The sequence below is a fragment of the Pseudoalteromonas aliena SW19 genome (genome assembly GCF_014905615.1).
GTDB classification, from domain to species: domain Bacteria; phylum Pseudomonadota; class Gammaproteobacteria; order Enterobacterales; family Alteromonadaceae; genus Pseudoalteromonas; species Pseudoalteromonas aliena.
Window position 1 is genome coordinate 842,940 of record NZ_AQGU01000025.1, and the last position, 19,744, is coordinate 862,683.

The window sequence follows — 19,744 nt, forward strand, 5'->3', positions numbered from 1 at the left end:
AATGCTCCGCGCTAAAATAAAAGCATAACAACCCATATGAGTTGTTATGCTTTATCACTCTTTGTTAATCTGCGCTTTTATTCACTAAGCGCCATTGTGGCAAGTTTCATTGTGCTTTCAAACGATTTAGTACCGGCTATAAATAAACCATTGTGACAGAACACAGCGTCGTCAATACCGGTTTCATCTACAAATGCTTGATCAGATAAACCTGACCATGCTTTAGGAAGCGGTTTTCTGTCTTCAAATGATCCAGGCTCAACGGGTACTGTTTGTAATATCCATTGCCCAGAATGCGATGGGTAAACCATGTATAGCGCATCACTTGATAAAATATGCACTGTTTTTTTCCACGGTGTGTACTTTTCAAGCACGATAACTCTGGCGTCTTCTGCATTTTCAATTGCTTTAGCAACAATCTCTTTTGCATTTACACTTCCGTGGGCTGAGGCGATAAAACGAATGAGCATACGAGCTGCAAATTCAACAGCTTCATCAAAACAGGTATCAAAGTTACTTTCTTCTTCCCATGTAGGATTAAACATTGAGATTGTTTGGCTCAGGCTTATCCCTTTTGAGACACCTTCAACATGACCACAATCAATGGCGTCAATGGTTGAAACTAAGCCTGAATCAACTCTGTCGGCTACCGCTTGGTTATCATTACACAGTGCTAAACCATATTTTTTCCACACTAAACCAAACGATGAAAAAGGAATGCCATTTTCACGCTCGCCTGCACCACCACGTTGATGATGATCAAAGCGATTCGTTTGAGGGTCGTATTCGCCACCTACATCAATTACAAAGTCGGCACTTTCTATCAGTGTTTTATCGCGAGTACGTACCAGTTTAAATGTTGGCAAAACATGTTTGAGTACTGCAATACTAAAAACGTCATCTGCATGAAAATTACCATTGTGAGTTACTACTGTTATATCTGTCATTGATTTAGTGTCATTTTTAGAAAGGATAAGAAAGTCTCGCTATTTAAACGTTATGATTTGAAGGTTTGATGATAAAAATTACAAGGCGGATTTTATACGAAGCGCACTAAAAAAAACAGCAAACAGTTTTGCACTGTCTACTGGAAATCATTTTAAAAAAAGGAGATAGTAAAAACGCAGAGAGCTAAATGTACAGCTAAATCAGTTCAAACGCTAATACGCTTCATCTTCACCATATACATTAACAATCAATTCATCATCAACATTGTGCGAAACTAAAAAATTTATAGGCTTGCAACACACTTGGCAATCTTCAATGTACTGCTCGTTTAAATCCGACGCATCAATTAAAATATCAATTGCTTCACCGCAATAAGGACACTCTATTGTTCTTTCTGTTAATTGGTTCATTTTAATACCTTATGAGAATTAACTATCTAATAAACCTGAACTCTGAATAATAAATCTATCTCGAGCAGCTATTTTCAGCGCTAACTACGTTGAATTTACTTACAATAGGCCAGCTATTAACGCGTAAGTTCGCCTTGTTTTCACTGAAAAGTTCAGGTTAATAAATATATTTGGATAAATTATACCCATTGCATTAAATTAGTGATCTATTATAGCGATAAGAAAATAGCTTAATAACAAGGCTAAAGTTAGGACATAGTGTTGTTCTATATAAATAATTTTTAACGCAGTTAGTGAGTTATTTAACACGCTAGAATGATCATGTTTTTAATAAAATTGGTATTATAGTGTCTTTTCAAAGTGATCTTTGTGCCATTGCAAGTAATGATTGTGAGGCATGGGCTTTGCAATTAAATAGCCTTGAATTGAGTCAATATTCATTAATTTAAGCATTTCATATTGTGCTAATTGTTCAACACCTTCAGCCACCACCGATAAATTTAAGCTTTTACCTAAATTTATAATTGTTTGTACAATGCTAAAGCCTGTGCCGTTATCTAAAACCTTATCAATAAAGCTTTTATCTATTTTTAATTCTTTGACCGGAAAAGCACTTAAGTGCGTTAAACAAGAATAACCGGTACCAAAGTCGTCGATGGAAAACATAAACCCTTTATCTTTTAGCTCTTCCATTTGATAAATCATGCTGACTATATCACCAGATAACATTGACTCAGTGATTTCTAGCTTAATTTGTGATGGCAGTACATTAAAATGAGTAATGGCTTTGAGTAACTCACTTTTTAAAGTGGACGAATTAAATTGGCATTGGCTTATATTAATTGAGATGCAAAATGATTCATTAATGATTTTATTGCTACTCAATTCATTAATTAGAATACATATATCGCGAAGTACAATATTTTGTAACTTTTGAATCAGCCCGTATTGTTCTGCTATCGGAATAAATTCATTGGGCGCTATTAACCCTTTATTCGGGTGTTCCCATCTAATAAGTGCCTCGGCCCCAACAATGTGTCCTGTGGCATTTATTTGAGGTTGAAAATACGCACAAAATTCATCACACGCTATCGCTCTTACAATGTCTGTTTCAAGTTCAGCTTGATTCTCTAGTAAGGTTTGCAGCGCCGGATCATAAAAACTACAGCTGTTGCCTCCTTTCATTTTAGAACGGTACATAGCTGTATCAGCAAACTTTAATATATTGTCAGGAATTAAATTTATATCATCAATTAAGCAAATACCAATGCTACAACTCACCTGAAATGCTAAATTGCCAACTTCAAACTTCTCATTGAATACGCCTTGTAGTTTTTTTGCAATATTTTCTGATTCTATATTAGCGTGATTTTGTTTTTCGCCAACATGCTCTAACAAAACAATGAATTCATCCCCTCCGACTCGTGCTAATGTACCTGAATTATTTAAAACGGCACTGAGCCGATTCGCCAATTCAATTAACACTTCATCACCTGCACTATGCCCTAGCGAATCATTAATTCTTTTAAAATTATCTAAATCTAAAAATAATAAAGCCGCCGTCTTATGAGTGTGTTTTATTTTTTCTACACATAAAGCGAGTTTATCACTTAACATTCGCCTATTGGGTAGGCCCGTGAGTGCATCAAAAAAGGCGAGCTTTTCGATTTCTTTTTCTGCATTTTTACGGATCGAAATATCTCTAGCCATCCATACAACATGCCTTTGCGATGGATTATTTGGGTGATAATGATCCAAAGGAGCTGTTCGCCCTTCAAAAGTAATTTTACCTTTTTGGGTTTCAAGCTCATATTCAAAAAATTGAACATCGTTGGTTGCTAATGTTTGCGCAATCACATCCATAACCAACAATGCCTCTCTTTCAGGAAGCGCGTCACTCACATTTTTATTAATTATTTCCCTTGGTGATTTACACAATAAATCGTTAGAGGAACCATAAATGTCAGTGTATTTACCTTCTTCACTTAAAATTAAAATCAGATCAGGCATAACTTTAGTGAATGCTTTAAATTTTTCATTACTTTGCTGTAAATCAGCTATCAGTTTTTTAGCATTGAGTGATTCAACATTTTTTTCTAATGCAATACTTGAAAAGTGTACAAAATAATCAATTAACTCTAAATCTTGAACTGATGGTGATTTGGCTGTCCCATGATAAATAGCAAAAGTGCCTAAAGTCTTTGATTGTGTTGAAATAATAGGTGTTGACCAACATGACTTCAAACCAAAACCCAAAGCAAGTTCTTTAAATTCTAGCCAAAGAGGAGAAACCGCAATGTCTTCAACGATGACACGACGATTAGAATAAGCGGCAGTACCACATGATCCCATGTTAGGACCGATCGCAACTCCATTTATAGCTTGGCAATATTTTTCGTCAATATTGGGGGCGGCACAATGAAAAAGTTGCCCATCTTTTAACGATAGAATTGAGCACTTAGCTGATTCATCTTCAATAATTTCTTCAATAGATAAACAAATGTCATTAAGAATATCATTTAGGGGAGTGCCTAATGCAATTTTAGACAAGATCCCTTGTTGATGGGATAATAACTTTCTTAACCTAGTTGTATCCATATTCCACCATACGTATTAATTATTTTTATTCTTGATTTATAATATGTTAATTAAAGATTCACACTAGAGCTAAAGCGGTTCACCCTCAATTATTTAATGTAGCTGCCATAACCTGTAATTATAGTCATGATTTATGAGGTTTTTTAATTCCCACGAATTATATTAAGTTAATAATATACATATTGTTAATTATTGACATTAAAATATACATTTATGGGTACGTGATACAATTTAACAAGATGAGGTAAATTTAATACAGAAAAATACGTTCAACGCTTATTGACTCAGTCCTAGTTCCATAAATACGCTTTGTGGGTTGTCTTGATAAGCTCCAAAACTGCTACATTGCTTAAAACCAAGGTTTTCGTATAACTTTATTGACTTAATTTGTTTAGGTCCAGTTTCTAACCTTATCAGCGGAATTTGTTCTTCGCCCGCATGATGCAATAAAATTTGCATAATACGACGAGACAATCCTCGATTACGGTAGTTGGGGTTTACATAAAGTCGTCGGATCTCACCGTAAGCAACTTCATCAAACTGCTTAACAATGGCCCCACATGCAATAATTCCATCTTCATTCTTTAATCCAATAGCATAAACATTTGCATCATTGAGTTCACCAACGGTAAGCGATTGTGCTGTTGCAACAGGGTACAAAGAATTTATAAGTCGGTCGATATCAGAAAAAACATTAATCACATCCTGGTCATTTGGGTTTAAATCGACTAACTGCATAGAGAAAATCTCAATTTTATTTAAAAATATGTTAGCAAACTATACCGAATTGTAATAAATGAACAACCTTGTTTAGTTTATTTATCATTGATTTGAATATTTACTTAAGATTACTTCGATATAGAGAGATGGCCTGCTGGCTATTAATTTATAATGCCTATAACAATAGAATTGAATTAAAGAGTATTTAGTCGCCTCTAAATAGAACGAATTGTAATCCACAAAGGTCAACACGCCCTAGTAATCAAAGTATTTTCTATGCTCTGCGCCGGCCAAATTAGAGTTAATTTTATTTGGATGTTTATACTCCTTCCAATTCGCAACTTGGCGACCAACATTTAATTTAGGAAAATCAGTGTCTCCTTCTACTGTTTTGCCTAAAAATTGTTTTAATTTAAGTAAACTATTAGGTTCACTAACGTCAATGGCTAAAAAATCATTACGGTCTTTAAAATAGGTGAAAACAGCACGTTCGTGGTTTAAATAACACTCAGCTAATGCATTGTGGGTTAAAGGCAATGTTGCCGGAAATAAAGAATGAAAACTACGTTTGAGAATAGGATTAAATTTACCTGTTTTTGGCTCCAAATGCGGTGCCATTTTCTGAAGTAGCATGGTGATTGAAGGTACCCATTTATCTACATCTCGGCTTAGATAAATAAATTTTGCGCCAGGAAATAACGTATCTAAATGCATATAATCACTGAAACAAGGCGCATCTGATACAGCATCTGCCATCTCGAATGCTTTTTTGGTAAACGCGGTGTGCGCTACTAACAACCCCATTTCTAACAAGGCTACACTAATACTGGTAGTACCGGTTCTTGGCAAACCAATGATAAATATTTTAGACATCAAACGTTACTCGTTTTAAAACAGCAACGTATTATTACATGTTTGCCATACGACCATAAATAAATTAACAACGATTGTTGTAAATTGATAAGTAACCTGAACTCTAGTTAAGAGATTTATTAACATATTGAACCATAATGATATTTAAATTTATTTTTCTCTAGCTAGAGATTCTCAGTAAATTCAACGCAGTTAGCGCTGATAATAGCTGCTCGAGATAGATTTATTATCCAGAGTTCAGGTTAAGTATCAATGAAGCAGCCAGAATTCAGGTTATTTAACTTTATTACTTTGTATCTTAATACGTAAAATTAAACACTTTGTTACTTAAAAATACTGTTCAAAAAAGCTCAGCTACTTATACTAGCCTCAGTAGTAAACATTTTTGAGGTTGCTGTGCAGATCACACAAGGTATGGAATATTTTTTTTCAGGTTTTAAATTAATTAGTCAAAAAGGATTAAAGCGCTTTGTTTTGATCCCGCTGTTAATTAATATTTTACTTTTTGGTAGCTCGCTGTTTTTTTTATTTGGATGGCTAAGCGACAGCTTCAGTTACATTAATAATATGCTTCCTGAGTGGTTAAGTTGGCTTGAATGGTTAATGTGGCCTATTGCTATATTAATCGTTTTATTTAGCTACAGCATGCTATTTACGGTGATCACCAACTTTATTGCAGCCCCCTTTAACGCTTTATTGAGCGAAAAAGTGGAGCTTTATTTAACAGGTCAAAAAATTAATGATGATGGTTTTGCCGATTTAGTTAAAGACGTACCTCGTATGCTTGCCCGTGAATGGACAAAGTTGTGCTATTACCTACCACGCGCAATTGGCTTTTTTATATTACTGTGGATATTACCTGTTATTGGGCAAGTACTGTGGGTACTATTTACCTGCTGGATGTTCGCTGTGCAATATGAAGACTATGCATTCGATAACCATAAAGTTAGCTTTAAACACATGAAAGATGATTTAAAAAGCAAACAAGGTTTGTCGTATGGGTTTGGCTTTGCCGTTATGTTATTAACAACCATACCATTTATAAATTTAATCGTAATGCCGGTAGCGGTATGCGGCGCAACTCGCTTATGGGTTGATAATTACAGGTCTAAATATCGTAATTAAATCTATAAAAATGGGTCAAGTGACCCATTTTTATTGCTAATAAAGCTTAGCTGTATAGATTTTGTGGCACCTTAATAACGTTTAAATGAACCGTTATTTCCTCACGATCATGATACAAATGCTTAGCTTGCAACTCATAATTAATACCCTGTTTTTCAAGTTCTTTTCGGATCATTGAGAGGCATTCGTAAACACTATCAAAGCGTTTTTTCATCGGTAACTTTAAGTTAAATATAAATTCTTTTGCATAGGCGTTCACGGCCCAGTCAATCATTAACGTGGTCACCTTAGTTGGTTTTTCTACCATGTCACAGACTAACCACGTGATGTTTCTTTTTTCTGGGCGATATTTAAAGCCATCAGCTCTAAAGTGCTTAACTTGCCCTGTTTCCATTAAATCATCGTTCATTGGGCCATTATCAATCGCGCTTACAAACATGCCTCGACGTACAAGCTGATAGGTCCAACCACCTGGGCATGCACCTAAATCAACGCTGCGCATACCCGCTGCCACGCGTGACTCGCGTTGTTGTTCAGGAATAAACACATTAAATGCTTCATCTAGCTTTAACGTTGAACGACTTGGTGCATCACTTGGCATACGTAAACGTAAAATACCCATAAAAAATGGAGAATTATTAAAGCTATAAGAGTAACCCACGTAAGCCGTGTTATTTGTTAAAAACATAACATGCATTACTGGACGATTTGCTTTTGGTTCACGTAATACTGTGTTTTGTTTTTCAAGCGCTTTTTTTAGCGGGGTTGATATTTTTTTACAAAACGTTAAAAGCTCTTTACCTTCGTTTGTATCAGGTGTTTCAACGCGTAATTCAGAGCACAGTGTAAACTCTTTTGCAGCTTCAACTACCGCGCCTACACGATCCTCTACTGGCATGTTTTCTAGTAATGTACCGGCAAACCATTGGCGTGCAAACACCATATTTTTAAAATCGACTTTTTTGATTATTTCGTCGCTGTGATGCGCTTCAAAGCATTCATAAACAACGTAACCTGTATTTGGTTTTGCTTTTACATAACCTGCAAACCCTTGCTCGGCAGCGTGAAATGTTATTTCAGCAGCGGCATCGTTTTCAAAACCATTACGACAGTAAATCACAACACTAGACATATTAACCCTTAAACTCTTTAAAACTTAAATCGTGCAACTTGCACTAAAATAACAATCCAACCAATAATAAAGCACAACCCACCAATTGGTGTTATTGGCCCTAGCCATTTCATCTCCGTTAGAGCAAGTAAATATAAACTGCCACTAAAAAGTAGTGTGCCTGTTATAAAAAAACCACCAGCCCAGCTCAGATTTATGCCCCACTTAATTAAAATGGCAACCGTAATAAGCGCAAGTCCATGCACCATTTGATACTCAGCGGCGGTTTTAAATACTCCCAACGAATACTCCGATAAACGACTTTTTAAACCATGAGCCGCAAATGCACCTAACATGACCGAAAACATACAAAAAAGACTGCCCGCCATCAAAAATAACTTAACCATTAATTACTCTCTAAATTTGAATCCAAATTGTTTTTAATAAACTCAACTGCGCCAAGGGCAGCAGTTTCTCTATTTTGTAACTCAGTAACACCACTTTTTTTACGAGGTTTAAGTGAGTGATCACCGTCAGTTAACCATATATATTGAGGCTGCATAGGCATAGCCATTGTTGCAAGCTCCTCGCGGGTACCAAATGTATCTCGCTCGCCTTGCAGTACTAAAAATGGACAAACAACATCCGCAAAGTGATCAGTGCGAAGCTTTTCAGGCTTACCAGGAGGATGAAACGGGTAGCCAAACGCAAGTACACCTAAAACTGGGTGCTCTGTCGTACACGCAAGCATGGATGCCATTCGCCCCCCCATAGACTTACCTCCAATAAATAACGGAACGTTTGGCTGAATGTGGTTAAGTATTTGCTCAAAATAACTGAGTAATTTGGGTGCTCGCTCAGGCGGCCTGCGCTTATTCGTTTGTTTGGCTATTTGCATATATTCAAAATCAAATAAGCCAACATCTACGCCCTGATCACTGATTAATTTAGCCATTTGCTGCATAAAGTCAGAGTCACTGCCTGCACCTGCGCCATGGGCAAATATAAATTGTGCAAAAGCAGTCTGCTTAGTACTTTTAAACCATTCAATCATATTAATATTCTTGCTCTTGCTCAACTAAACTCAACATCCACTCTTTAAAGGATACTATTTTACCTAGCTCTGTTTGTGATTCTCTAAGGACTAAATAATAGGCGTTTTTACTTTCAAGACTGTGATTAAATGGGATCACTAAGCGCCCCGCGTCAATGTCAGGTTTAGCTAACACACTGTTACCAATTGCAACTCCTTGCCCGTGCACAGCAGCTTGCAACACCATAGAAGAGTGACTAAAAATAGGTCCTTGGTTAACTTGAACGTTGCGCACACCGGCCGTTTTCATCCACGTTTTCCAATTTTTACGTGTGGTATCGTGCAATAAAGTGTGTTGTGCTAAATCGCTAGGCTGATCAAGCGGCTTTGGACCGCTCAACAACATCGGGCTGCACAAAGGGACTAAATATTCAGTATGCAACTTATACGTTTGTACACCGCTCCAATGACCGCGACCATAATAAATCGCCACATCAACATCATCTGTTAATGAGTTTTCGTCTTGGTCTTGTGCTTTGATCCGTACGTCAATCTCGGGATGTAACTCATTAAATAAACTTAAGCGTGGCACCAGCCATTGAATTGCAAAACTTGGAGTTAAACTTACCGTTAATGATCCCTTAGCCCCTCGGGCTAATAACTTTTCAGTTGCATCAATAAGCTGTGTAAAAATCTCTTTAATATCGAGGAAGTAACCTTGCCCCTCTTCGGTTAATAATAACGAGCGATTTTTACGTAAAAACAGCTTTAATCCTAAATGTTCTTCAAGTGTTTTTATTTGATGACTGACAGCCGCTTGCGTTACATAAAGCTCTTCCGCCGCTTTTGTAAAACTTAAATGACGCGCTGCCGCTTCAAAAGCTTTTAGTGCGTTTAATGGAGGTACCCGTCTTGACATGATAACCAAGCTTAGAATTAGTTTTTCTTATGCGGTGAATTATATACCTATGCTGAGAAAGAGTATATTTAAGGTGTAAAAAAAGCGACCTAAGTCGCTTTTAAATATAACCCGAACATAGAATTATAAGTCGTTTGCGCTTGTATCAAGTGGTGCAAAACTTTTAATTAAATCGTCAACCGCCTTCATTTGCGATAGATAACCTTCTAACTTGCTAAGCGCTAGCGCACAAGGACCATCACATTTAGCTTCGTTAGGGTTAGGGTGCGCTTCTATAAATAAACCAGCAATCCCTAATGCCATACCACTGCGTGCAAGCTCTGCAGCTTGTGCACGACGCCCATCAGCCGAATCTGTACGACCACCAGGGCGTTGTAATGCATGTGTAGCATCAAAAATGACAGGCGCCATAGCTTTCATGTCATCCATGCCTAGCATATCAACTACCAGGTTATTGTAACCAAAGCTCGAACCACGCTCACAAAGCGCGATGTTATTGTTACCCGCCTCATTAAATTTAGTAATGATATGACGCATTTCGTGCGGCGCTAAAAACTGTGGTTTTTTCACGTTAATAATTGCACCCGTTTTTGCCATCGCAACCACTAAATCTGTTTGGCGCGCTAAAAATGCAGGTAACTGAATCACATCAACTACTTCAGCAACAGGTGCGGCTTGATGTGGTTCATGTACATCGGTAATAAGTGGAATATTGAAGGTTTTTTTAATCTCTTCAAATATTTTTAAACCTTCTTCCATACCCGGTCCACGGTACGAATTAATTGAAGAGCGATTAGCTTTATCAAACGAGGCTTTAAATACATAAGGAATATTTAATTTAGTGGTTACTTCGACGTAATGCTCTGCAACACGCATAGCTAAATCACGAGATTCTAATACGTTAATACCACCAAACAACACAAATGGTTTGTTGTTTGCTAATTCTATTTCATTGATTTTAATAATTTGGTCTTTCATTTTAATTCCTTATGGTGCAACTGCTTGCATCATTAATCCACAAAAATAAGCCATATACGTACCCACGCCATAACCAAGTACAGCTAATAATACACCCACTGGTGCAAGCGACGGATGAAATGCTGATGCAACAATAGGCGCTGAAGCGGCTCCGCCCACATTAGCTTGTGAGCCCACTGCCATATAAAATAATGGTGCTTTAATTAGTTTAGCAACTAATAACATTAAGCTTGCATGCACCAGCATCCAAATAGCCCCCACTAAAAACAAGCCAGGATTATCAAAAATGGCGGTTACATTCATATGCAAACCAATCGCAGCAACTAAAATATATAAAAAGCTAGAGGCCACTTTTGAAGCACCAAACGCTTCTATTTGCCTCACTTTAGTAAACGATAAACTAATACCAATTGTCGTTGATATAACTATTAACCAAAAGAACTTACTGTTTAAGCTGTATTCTTTTGCCCATTCATAGGTGCTACCAAAATAAGGTCCAAGAAAGTCAGCGCAAAAATGCGCAAAACCAGTAATACCAAATGCAATAGCAAGCAACACCATATAATCATTAAGTGTTGGTATACGAGCATGTTCTGCATGGTACGCTTCTATCCGACGTTTTAAACCTTCAATTGCGCTGGTATCTGCACCAATTGCGGCATCAATTTTTTTATGATTTGCTGCCATTAATAATAAAACAGCCATCCAAATATTTGCCACGATAATATCAACCGTCACCATAACAGAAAAGATATCTCCCCCGACTTCAAACATCTCTTTCATAGAAGCTTGGTTTGCACCACCACCAATCCAGCTACCAGCAACCGTTGTCATACCGCGCCAAACAGCATCAGGACCGTGGCCACCAACAATACTCGGATCAACAGCACTGACGACTAAAATAGCTAGAGGCCCACCTATAACGATACCCAAGGTACCGACTAGAAACATAATAAGTGCTTTAGGGCCTAAATTAAGTATGGCTTTTAAATCAATGCTAATGGTAAGAAGTATTAAACAGGCAGGCAGTAAATAGCGCGAAGCTACATAATAAACATTCGACTTATTGCCATCAACAATACCGAATGTATTGAGCAATGATGGTAAAAAGTAACAAAGTAATAAAGCGGGTACGTATTTATAAAAGGTTTTTAGGGCTGGGCGTTCGCTGCTCGAGGTTTTAAAAATAAACCCTAAAATAACAGCAAGTAAACCAAGTACAACGGCATCATTGGTGATTAATGCGCTTTGAGCTTCAACCATAACTATTCCTATTCTGTAGATGTATTAATCTTTCAACATCAATTTTGAAAGGTCAACACACCTCAATGGTGAGTTTTATTATTATCTTCTAGTTCTTCTATTTGATATTGAATGATCTCAATAGCGGGATCGTCTGGGCACTCATCAATAAAAAACTGTAAATCTGCGCGTGCCATTTTAGGGCAATCTAATTGATTTAATAAATAGCCTCTGTCGCGTCTTTCATAAGGGTCATCACCTATTAATTCCATTAGCATTTCTACACAGGCTAAAGCGTGACCAAATTTATTTTCACTAATAAACGACCATTTTTGCTGCGCTAAAAACAACTTATATACCTCATCATCAAAAATGAGTTCTAGGGGTTCTTGCTCTTGACCATCATCTTCATCAGCATTTTCAGGGATTATATACCAGCTTTGTTGCCCACTACTTGGCTCTATTATGTAACCTTCTTCATCACTGATGGCAACATGAACACCTAGTTCACCTTGGTTCAAGCTGATGCTGGCATCAAGTTTAGCATGTTGTAAAAAATGGCAAAGCAAAATAGCTAACGTTGTTGGAGAACCACTTCGCATCGTTAGTGCGTAACTTAAACTATTTAATTTATACTCAGGTACTTTCAAGCTAGAAGCACTGAATAGCCAATTGCTGTAAAAAGTATCAAGCAATTTATCTAAGCGTTCGTGCTCGTCTCTTAATTTTAAACAAAACGCATCAATTTTCTGCTCAAAGTCAGTTAAGGTTTCGAAACTTGCTGTTAAATCTATCTGAGGATCCCATTTAGATTCCGCTTTTATACAACGATAGATGGCCGCTGGCGTAAATTCGTCATAAGCATCATCAATATATGATTCATCGTGTTCATCAAACCCGAGGGTGGTCATCAATACTACAACATTTCTAGAAAACGAAGACGTAGTTTACCTAATTTTAAAGTTAGATACCAATATAGTAATGTGTTGATTATTTAAGGGGGGAGCTGCAACGAGGGCTTTACAAAACAAGTATAAAGCCCTAATTATTAAATCGTTAAAATAATAAAGCGGATTTAGACGTCGCTAAATAGCCTATAGCTAAAATAACTAACGTATTAATAATTGTGTAAATAATTTTTGCTTGCACTTGCGTTTGTTTAGAACTTTTAATGCCAATAAAAATATAAGCCACTACTAATACTATCTTTTCTAAAAGCCATAATTGCTCAAGCGGGTTGATTTTTGCCACATATACTAGTGCCAATGCAGAAATTAGTAGCAAGGTGTCTGTACTGTGGCTACCAATAAATACCAGTTTGTTCTTTGCTATTTTACCACTTCCCATTCTCGAAAAAGAACGAACATAAAATAAAATCACACTTAATAATGCAATTGCCATGTGTGAGTGTTTTACTGCTAAATAATCCATATGCCTCTAAACTTCTGTTTTAAAAAATACTTTAATCGGGAAAACGGATAAGAACCGCTTCCAACTCATTAATTTTGTCGTTAAAGATGTCAACAAGCTTAGGCTCAAAATGCTTGCCCTTTTGCTCATTTATTTCATCGATTACATTTTGTAATGTCCAAGACTCTTTATAACAACGTTTGTGGCGAAGTGCATCGTATACATCTGCTAATGCAACAATGCGGCCAAATATATTAATATTTTCACCTTTCAAACCTTGAGGATAACCTGAACCATCCCACTTTTCATGGTGTTCTTTAGCTATAACCGCACCGGCATTCACTATTTCATGCGGTGAATCTTTTAAAATAATATACCCTTTTTCTGTATGGGTTTTCATCACCTCCCATTCTTGGGCATCTAATTTGGCAGGTTTGTTCAACACTGCATCAGGAATACCGACTTTACCGACATCGTGCAATGGTGATGCTAAGCGGATCAACTCCGCATTATGCTTAGATAAACCATAACCTGTTGCTAAAATATGGCAAATATGTGCAACACGTTTAACATGATTACCTGTCTCACTTGAGCGCTGCTCAACGGCTTCACTTAATCTAAAAACAAGCTCTTGCTGCGTCGCTTCAATTTCAGATTGTAACTGTACATTTTCAAATGCTAATTGCACATTTTGCGAAAAAATTTCAATTAAATGGCGCTGCGTCTCTGTTAAATTTTTCGGTATGCCTGATATAAACAGCATTGATTTATGATTATATTCACTCGTACAGTATGCAAAAAGATAATTATCTTTGTATATAATCGACTTATTAATTAGCGCTTGTTCACAAGCCATTAATTGGCCTTCTTCTAGTACCTGCTCTAACTCTTTACCTTCACTTTTCTCAAAATCCCCCGTGCCAGAACACACAATTAGTTTTTTATTATTTCTTTCCTCTGGATTTTTGGCTACTAATGTGGTCGCGTACATAGCTTGTTCGGCGATACCTAAGAGAGAAACGAGCTGTTGCATCACACCTTCAATAAAGCTCTCTATTGAATGCGCCGAAAATATATCTCTTGATGCTTTTATTATTTTTTCTAGCCCTTCTCGCGATTGCTCTATGGTTATGATATCGCGATAAGAGCGAAGGCTTGACATAATAACAGTAAATAGCTTTTGCGCGGTTAATTCTGTTTTCGATTTGTAATCATTAATATCGTAATTAACAATTACTTGCCTCTCGGGCGCTTGGCCTGGCTGGCCTGTTCTTAATATAATACGGATATGGTTGTTTTGTGCTATTTCACGGATATACTTAGCGACCTGTAAGCCAGCATCATCCGTTTCCATGACAACATCGAGCAATACAATCGCTGCATCTGTATGCACGTCTATTAGTTGTTTTGCTTCAGCACCAGAATAAGCGCTTATAAATTCTAAGCGCTTATTCTGAAACTCAAAATCACTCAATGCTAACTTTGTAACAGCATGAACTTCAGGCTCGTCATCAACGATTAATACTTTCCAGGTGCCTTGCTCAATCTCACTAACTGATTCTTCTGGCTCGTCCGAAAACAAAAAATCACCCATCATAATAAAAATTCCTTCATGGCATTATTTAACACACAAGCAGGCAATTGTTATTTTTCAAGTCCACTGTGCGAGTGTTACACGGTCATTATCACCAAGATCTTTAACTGTTTTAATATTAATAAACGCCATTTGTTTAAAAAAATCACGAACAGCTTTACCTTGATCAAAACCGTGCTCTATTAAAAGATAGCCATTAGATAGTAAATAGTCACGTGATTGTATAATTATTTGTTTTATATCAGACATTCCCGAATCATCAGCAACCAAAGCTGAAAGCGGCTCAAAGCGAACATCACCTTGATTTAAATGTATATCATCACTCTCAATATAAGGAGGGTTAGTGACAATTAGGTTAAATTTTTCATTTTCCAGCGCACTAAACCAATTGCTTTGTTTAACGTTTACATTATTGATCGCCAAGCGCTGTTGGTTGCGCTTAGCCAATGCTACCGCTTCATTCACTCTATCTACTGCAATAATATTCCAGTTAGGCATTTCACTGCCAAGCGCCAGTGCGATTGCCCCCGTGCCAGTGCCTAAATCAAGCACTTTAGCTGTAGCAGGTACAGCCACTTCAAGTGCTTGTTCTACTAACGTTTCGGTATCAGGTCGAGGTATTAAAGTTGTTGCGTTAACTTCAAGCGACAAGCTCCAAAATTCACGTTGCCCCGTAATATGTGCAACAGGTTCACCGTTTAAACGTCGTTGGCAAAATGTATTAAATTGCTGTTGTTGTTCAGCATTAAGCGCATGCTCTGGCCAAGTGAAAAGGTAACTGTGAGGTTTTTGAAGAATATGAAGCAGTAAAACTTGTGCGTCTAATTTGGCGCTTTCGCTGCTAGCGGCTAATAATTCAGCCCCTGCAGCAATAGCTTGTTCGAGGGTTTGGCTCACAATTACTCGTCGCCCATCGCGGCAAGTAAATCAGCCTGATGCTCTTGCATTAACGGGTCAATAATCGCGCTTAAATCACCGGCTACCACTTCGTTTAAACGATAAAGTGTTAAGTTAATACGGTGATCAGTAATACGACCTTGCGGATAGTTATAAGTACGGATTCGTTCAGAACGATCGCCACTTCCTACTAAATCACGACGTTCAGATGCTTCTGCTGCATGACGCTTTTCATCTTCAGCTTGCTGCAGTCGAGCTGCAAGTACAGACATCGCTTTAGCACGGTTTTTATGCTGCGAACGTTGGTCCTGACACTCAACCACAACCCCTGTTGGTATATGCGTAAGTCGAATAGCAGAATCTGTTTTATTAACGTGCTGGCCACCTGCGCCTGATGCACGAAATGTATCTACTTTTAAATCAGCAGTATTAATTTGAATCGCTTCGGCCTCCGGTACTTCAGCCATTACCGCAACAGTACACGCAGAAGTATGAACACGGCCCTGAGATTCAGTTTCAGGAACGCGTTGTACGCGGTGTACACCTGATTCAAACTTTAATTGACCGTAAACGCCTTCGCCACTGATATTCGCTATAACTTCTTTGTAACCACCGTGCTCACCTTCATTGGTGCTCACAACTTCTACTTTCCATTTTTTAGTTTCTGCATAACGGCTGTACATACGAAATAAGTCACCAGCAAAAATAGCCGCTTCATCACCGCCCGTTCCAGCACGTACTTCAACAAACACATTGTTGTTATCTCGCGGATCTTTTGGCAGCATTAATACTTGAATTTGATCTTCAATTACCAGGATTTGTGCTTTAGCTTCTTTATATTCTTCTTGCGCCATTTCACGCATATCAGGGTCAGAATCTTTAAGCATTTCTTCTGCACTGGCTAAATCGTCTTGCGTTTCTTTATAAGTTAAAAACGTTTTTACGATTTCTTCAAGCTCAGAATATTCTTTTGAAAGCCCACGAAAACGATTTTGATCACTAATGACCGACGGATCGCTTAGTAGCGCTTGTACTTCTTCATAACGCTCAACTAAGGTTTCTAATTTGTTGTAAACAGACTCTTTCATTTAACGGTTATTCCTGGTCAATACCTAACATTTTTTTCAATTGATTTAATTGAGCCACTTCACCTTTTTTCGCTGCATCTTGAATAGCACGGGTAGGCGCGTGCATTAAGCGATTGGTTAATTTATTGGCCAACTCTAAAATTACTTTTTCTGCATCTTTACCACTAGAAAGTTGGCTAACAGCTCTTTCTACTAATTCCGACTTTATTGTTTGAACATCGTTTCGATAATGACGAATTAACCCCACTGAATCGAGTGAACGCAACCACATTAAAAACTCTTTAGTGCGTTCGGTAATAATAATTTGCGCTTGCTGTGCTGCTTGCTCGCGCGCAGCCATATTTTCGCTGACAATCGTTTGCAAGTCATCAACTGAATATAGATAAGCCGCATCGAGTTCACCAACTTGGCTTTCTATATCGCGCGGCACAGCAATATCAATAAACAACATAGGTTTATTGCGACGCTGTTTAAGCGCCTGCTCTACCACGCCTTTCCCTATAATAGGAAGTGTACTTGCAGTAGAACTTATAATTATATCCGCTTTATGTAAACGCTCTGGTAACTGCGCCAATGCAATAACATCAGCCGACACTTCATCAGCTAAATTGCGTGCTCGCTCTATTGTTCTGTTTGCTACTGTAATTTTTTGTGGCTCATTTTGATATAAATGTTTAGCAACAAGCTCTATGGTTTCACCCGCGCCTATCAATAGCACATTTGTTTTATCAAGTTTGCCATAAATATGCTTTGCTAAATTAACAGCTGCAAATGCAACAGACACGGCACTGGCGCCTATATTTGTTTCTGTGCGAACTTCTTTAGCTACCGAAAATGTTTTTTGAAATAAGCGATCAAACGTAACACCTACAGCGTCGTGGGTTTTAGCACTATAATAAGCTTGCTTTATTTGCCCAAGAATTTGCGGTTCGCCTAGGACTAATGAATCTAAGCCACACGCGACACGCATCAGATGATTTATTGCGTCATTGTCTTCGTGACAATATATATTACTACTCAGTTCATGTTCATCTAAACCATGGAAACTGGCAAGCCAAGTCAACAGTATTTGGGAATTTTGCTGAGCAAGGCTACAATAGATTTCGGTTCTATTGCACGTAGAGACAATAACCGCTTCATTAAAGTCAGCATGACCGCTTAATTGTTGTAACGCCTCTGAAATTTGCTCAGGCGAAAAAGCTACTTTTTCACGTAGTTCTACGGAAGCGGTTTTGTGATTTATACCTAGTGCTATTATGGTCATATTTGCCAAATATTGCTGAGCCCTACTTTAGGACGGCAATTTTACCAAAAATCAGCGGAATATGGAAAGTAAGGAACAACATTTGACTCGACAATATTTATTTTTAGCTATAACTTTTTTATTTTTAGGCGGCTGCGCTCAACAAATCGCATCTAAAACAGTGCTTTATGATGATTGGAAGCCTCGCCTTGTGAATCAAAAAACTTGGCATGTAGAAGGTAAACTTGCGTTTATAAGCCCCGATGAACGCCAATCTGCAAACTTAAATTGGCAACAAAGGGAAAATAATAATGATTTAGTGCTCACATCATTTATTGGTACACGTATTTTGCAGCTTAAGCAAACAAGTAAAATGGCTGAACTTGAGTTTGATGACAAAAAGTATTTCGATACGGATGCTGCACGACTTCTTAAGCGGTTAACAGGTTTTACACTGCCCGTAAATAATGCCGGCAGTTGGCTAAAAGGCACCATTGACGATCAAAGCTTAGTCGTTGATCAACTTGGTCGGGCAAAGCAAGTACTGTGGTTTGATAACAACGGAAAAAAATGGCAAATAGATTACAGTAGCTACATACAAAGTGAAGGCTATTGGCTACCAACCAAACTGACGTTAAAGCATCAACAGATTAAAATTAAAATTCAACTCTACGATTGGCGATTTAATTAAACATGGTTAGAACAACTTCTTTTTCAGTTATTGCACCTGCAAAGCTCAATTTATTTTTACACATTAATGGTCGTCGTGCTGATGGCTATCATGAGCTTGAAACGCTATTTACCTTTTTGAACTTTGGCGATGAACTGTCTTTTGAACTTACAAGCACACCCACTATTTTAGTAACGGGTGATACTAAAGACATACCTTTAAAGGATAATCTCATCTACAAAGCCGCTTTATTATTACAAACGCAGAATAAATCGCAGTTAGGTGTAAAAATAAATTTAATTAAACGCCTGCCTATGGGAGGCGGTGTTGGAGGAGGTTCATCAGACGCAGCCACAACATTATTAGCACTTAATAAACTCTGGAATATAAATAGTAGTGTGGATGAATTAGCTGATTTAGGGCTACAATTAGGCGCGGATGTTCCCGTATTTATACGCGGTCAAAGCGCCATAGCACAAGGCATTGGCGAGAAATTACAGCATGTAGAACTTGAACGAAAATGGTACTGTGTTGTGCATCCAAATCAGCATGTAAGTACGGCTAAAATATTCACGCATCCAGATTTAAAACGCGATACGCCAAAAATTTTAGGTGATTGGAAATGCCAAACTTTGAGCAACGATTGTGAGCCTTTAGTTAAAAAGCTCTGTCCTGAGGTTGAAAAAACCCTCCAGTGGTTGCTAAAATACGCCCCGTCGAAGATGACCGGAACAGGTTCATGTTGTTTTGTTGAATTTGCTAGTCAAGTTCAAGCACAAGATGTACTTGCTAATCTCCCCCATACTTGGCAGGGGTTTATCGCATCAAGCGTTAATACTTCCCCTGCTCATACGGAGTTAGCCGCCATATTCGATCAATGAAGTA

At 37.7% G+C, this 19,744-nt stretch carries 20 protein-coding genes; 3 read left to right on the plus strand and 17 right to left on the minus strand.

The window, feature by feature from the left end:
- Nucleotides 1-77: 77 nt before the first annotated feature.
- The 5 genes from PALI_RS09270 to PALI_RS09290 all read right to left on the minus strand — a co-directional run bounded on the left by PALI_RS09270 (nt 78) and on the right by PALI_RS09290 (nt 5,549).
- Entirely contained in the window at nt 78-947 is an 870-nt protein-coding gene (locus PALI_RS09270) for an MYG1 family protein (RefSeq protein ID WP_193155666.1), read from the minus strand.
- Between the two features lie 213 nt (nt 948-1,160).
- Nucleotides 1,161-1,358, minus strand: coding sequence for a CPXCG motif-containing cysteine-rich protein (locus PALI_RS09275; protein ID WP_138585814.1), 198 nt, complete (start codon nt 1,356-1,358; stop codon nt 1,161-1,163).
- Between the two features lie 342 nt (nt 1,359-1,700).
- A complete protein-coding gene (locus PALI_RS09280; protein WP_193155667.1) occupies nt 1,701-3,956 on the minus strand; it encodes a sensor domain-containing phosphodiesterase in 2,256 nt (751 codons plus the stop codon).
- Between the two features lie 276 nt (nt 3,957-4,232).
- On the minus strand, nt 4,233-4,694 hold the full coding sequence (locus tag PALI_RS09285) for a GNAT family N-acetyltransferase (protein ID WP_193155668.1): 462 nt from the start codon (nt 4,692-4,694) through the stop codon (nt 4,233-4,235).
- A gap of 237 nt (nt 4,695-4,931) precedes the next feature.
- The gene (locus PALI_RS09290) at nt 4,932-5,549 is read right to left on the minus strand and encodes a sulfotransferase (protein WP_193155669.1); all 618 of its coding nucleotides are present in this window, start codon (nt 5,547-5,549) and stop codon (nt 4,932-4,934) included.
- Nucleotides 5,550-5,963: 414 nt separating this feature from the next.
- Here PALI_RS09290 and cysZ point away from each other — a divergent pair, with 414 nt between their 5' ends.
- Nucleotides 5,964-6,674: a sulfate transporter CysZ gene (gene cysZ / locus PALI_RS09295; RefSeq protein ID WP_193155910.1), complete on the plus strand. Its 711-nt coding sequence runs from the start codon at nt 5,964-5,966 to the stop codon at nt 6,672-6,674.
- Nucleotides 6,675-6,720: 46 nt separating this feature from the next.
- Here cysZ and rlmM read toward each other — a convergent pair whose 3' ends face one another.
- The 12 genes from rlmM to hemA all read right to left on the minus strand — a co-directional run bounded on the left by rlmM (nt 6,721) and on the right by hemA (nt 18,210).
- Nucleotides 6,721-7,806 carry a 23S rRNA (cytidine(2498)-2'-O)-methyltransferase RlmM gene (rlmM, locus tag PALI_RS09300; RefSeq protein ID WP_193155670.1) on the minus strand — a complete coding sequence of 362 codons (1,086 nt, stop codon included), beginning with the start codon at nt 7,804-7,806 and terminating at the stop codon, nt 6,721-6,723.
- Between the two features lie 17 nt (nt 7,807-7,823).
- On the minus strand, nt 7,824-8,192 hold the full coding sequence (locus PALI_RS09305) for a DUF423 domain-containing protein (protein WP_193155671.1): 369 nt from the start codon (nt 8,190-8,192) through the stop codon (nt 7,824-7,826).
- Nucleotides 8,192-8,839: an alpha/beta family hydrolase gene (locus PALI_RS09310; RefSeq protein ID WP_193155672.1), complete on the minus strand. Its 648-nt coding sequence runs from the start codon at nt 8,837-8,839 to the stop codon at nt 8,192-8,194. Before PALI_RS09310 ends, PALI_RS09305 begins: the two co-directional genes overlap by 1 nt.
- Nucleotide 8,840: 1 nt before the next feature.
- Nucleotides 8,841-9,737: a transcriptional regulator GcvA gene (locus PALI_RS09315; protein ID WP_077538372.1), complete on the minus strand. Its 897-nt coding sequence runs from the start codon at nt 9,735-9,737 to the stop codon at nt 8,841-8,843.
- Nucleotides 9,738-9,860: 123 nt separating this feature from the next.
- Nucleotides 9,861-10,715 (minus strand): 3-deoxy-8-phosphooctulonate synthase, encoded by an 855-nt coding sequence (gene kdsA / locus PALI_RS09320; protein ID WP_138584945.1) that lies wholly within the window; start codon nt 10,713-10,715, stop codon nt 9,861-9,863.
- A 9-nt stretch (nt 10,716-10,724) separates the two neighbouring features.
- Complete coding sequence (locus tag PALI_RS09325) at nt 10,725-11,978, minus strand: DUF819 family protein (protein ID WP_138584944.1); 1,254 nt, start codon at nt 11,976-11,978, stop codon at nt 10,725-10,727.
- A gap of 62 nt (nt 11,979-12,040) precedes the next feature.
- A complete protein-coding gene (locus PALI_RS09330; protein WP_193155673.1) occupies nt 12,041-12,868 on the minus strand; it encodes a tetratricopeptide repeat protein in 828 nt (275 codons plus the stop codon).
- A gap of 145 nt (nt 12,869-13,013) precedes the next feature.
- Nucleotides 13,014-13,388: a SirB2 family protein gene (locus tag PALI_RS09335; RefSeq protein ID WP_193155674.1), complete on the minus strand. Its 375-nt coding sequence runs from the start codon at nt 13,386-13,388 to the stop codon at nt 13,014-13,016.
- A 31-nt stretch (nt 13,389-13,419) separates the two neighbouring features.
- Entirely contained in the window at nt 13,420-14,964 is a 1,545-nt protein-coding gene (locus PALI_RS09340; RefSeq protein ID WP_171037472.1) for a response regulator, read from the minus strand.
- A gap of 54 nt (nt 14,965-15,018) precedes the next feature.
- Nucleotides 15,019-15,858, minus strand: a complete 840-nt coding sequence (gene prmC / locus PALI_RS09345) for a peptide chain release factor N(5)-glutamine methyltransferase (protein ID WP_138584941.1) — start codon at nt 15,856-15,858, stop codon at nt 15,019-15,021.
- Nucleotides 15,859-15,860: 2 nt separating this feature from the next.
- Nucleotides 15,861-16,946 carry a peptide chain release factor 1 gene (gene prfA / locus PALI_RS09350; RefSeq protein WP_077538380.1) on the minus strand — a complete coding sequence of 362 codons (1,086 nt, stop codon included), beginning with the start codon at nt 16,944-16,946 and terminating at the stop codon, nt 15,861-15,863.
- 7 nt (nt 16,947-16,953) lie between these two features.
- Nucleotides 16,954-18,210 carry a glutamyl-tRNA reductase gene (gene hemA / locus PALI_RS09355; protein WP_171037471.1) on the minus strand — a complete coding sequence of 419 codons (1,257 nt, stop codon included), beginning with the start codon at nt 18,208-18,210 and terminating at the stop codon, nt 16,954-16,956.
- 82 nt (nt 18,211-18,292) lie between these two features.
- On the opposite strand from hemA, the gene lolB reads away from it, so the two are divergent.
- Nucleotides 18,293-18,880, plus strand: a complete 588-nt coding sequence (gene lolB / locus PALI_RS09360) for a lipoprotein insertase outer membrane protein LolB (RefSeq protein WP_193155675.1) — start codon at nt 18,293-18,295, stop codon at nt 18,878-18,880.
- 2 nt (nt 18,881-18,882) lie between these two features.
- Entirely contained in the window at nt 18,883-19,740 is an 858-nt protein-coding gene (gene ispE / locus PALI_RS09365; RefSeq protein WP_193155676.1) for a 4-(cytidine 5'-diphospho)-2-C-methyl-D-erythritol kinase, read from the plus strand.
- Nucleotides 19,741-19,744: the final 4 nt, after the last annotated feature.

Bases quoted from the DNA above. Each gene is read 5' to 3' on its own strand.
- kdsA (WP_138584945.1), bottom strand. From the start codon at position 10,715: ATGAAAGACCAAATTATTAAAATCAATGAAATAGAATTAGCAAACAAC.
- rlmM (WP_193155670.1), bottom strand. From the start codon at position 7,806: ATGTCTAGTGTTGTGATTTACTGTCGTAATGGTTTTGAAAACGATGCC.
- PALI_RS09280 (WP_193155667.1), bottom strand. From the start codon at position 3,956: ATGGATACAACTAGGTTAAGAAAGTTATTATCCCATCAACAAGGGATC.
- PALI_RS09325 (WP_138584944.1), bottom strand. From the start codon at position 11,978: ATGGTTGAAGCTCAAAGCGCATTAATCACCAATGATGCCGTTGTACTT.
- PALI_RS09275 (WP_138585814.1), bottom strand. From the start codon at position 1,358: ATGAACCAATTAACAGAAAGAACAATAGAGTGTCCTTATTGCGGTGAA.
- hemA (WP_171037471.1), bottom strand. From the start codon at position 18,210: ATGACCATAATAGCACTAGGTATAAATCACAAAACCGCTTCCGTAGAA.
- PALI_RS09270 (WP_193155666.1), bottom strand. From the start codon at position 947: ATGACAGATATAACAGTAGTAACTCACAATGGTAATTTTCATGCAGAT.
- ispE (WP_193155676.1), top strand. From the start codon at position 18,883: ATGGTTAGAACAACTTCTTTTTCAGTTATTGCACCTGCAAAGCTCAAT.
- PALI_RS09335 (WP_193155674.1), bottom strand. From the start codon at position 13,388: ATGGATTATTTAGCAGTAAAACACTCACACATGGCAATTGCATTATTA.
- PALI_RS09315 (WP_077538372.1), bottom strand. From the start codon at position 9,737: ATGTCAAGACGGGTACCTCCATTAAACGCACTAAAAGCTTTTGAAGCG.
- prfA (WP_077538380.1), bottom strand. From the start codon at position 16,946: ATGAAAGAGTCTGTTTACAACAAATTAGAAACCTTAGTTGAGCGTTAT.
- PALI_RS09310 (WP_193155672.1), bottom strand. From the start codon at position 8,839: ATGATTGAATGGTTTAAAAGTACTAAGCAGACTGCTTTTGCACAATTT.
- PALI_RS09330 (WP_193155673.1), bottom strand. From the start codon at position 12,868: ATGACCACCCTCGGGTTTGATGAACACGATGAATCATATATTGATGAT.
- PALI_RS09340 (WP_171037472.1), bottom strand. From the start codon at position 14,964: ATGATGGGTGATTTTTTGTTTTCGGACGAGCCAGAAGAATCAGTTAGT.
- PALI_RS09290 (WP_193155669.1), bottom strand. From the start codon at position 5,549: ATGTCTAAAATATTTATCATTGGTTTGCCAAGAACCGGTACTACCAGT.
- PALI_RS09305 (WP_193155671.1), bottom strand. From the start codon at position 8,192: ATGGTTAAGTTATTTTTGATGGCGGGCAGTCTTTTTTGTATGTTTTCG.
- cysZ (WP_193155910.1), top strand. From the start codon at position 5,964: ATGGAATATTTTTTTTCAGGTTTTAAATTAATTAGTCAAAAAGGATTA.
- PALI_RS09285 (WP_193155668.1), bottom strand. From the start codon at position 4,694: ATGCAGTTAGTCGATTTAAACCCAAATGACCAGGATGTGATTAATGTT.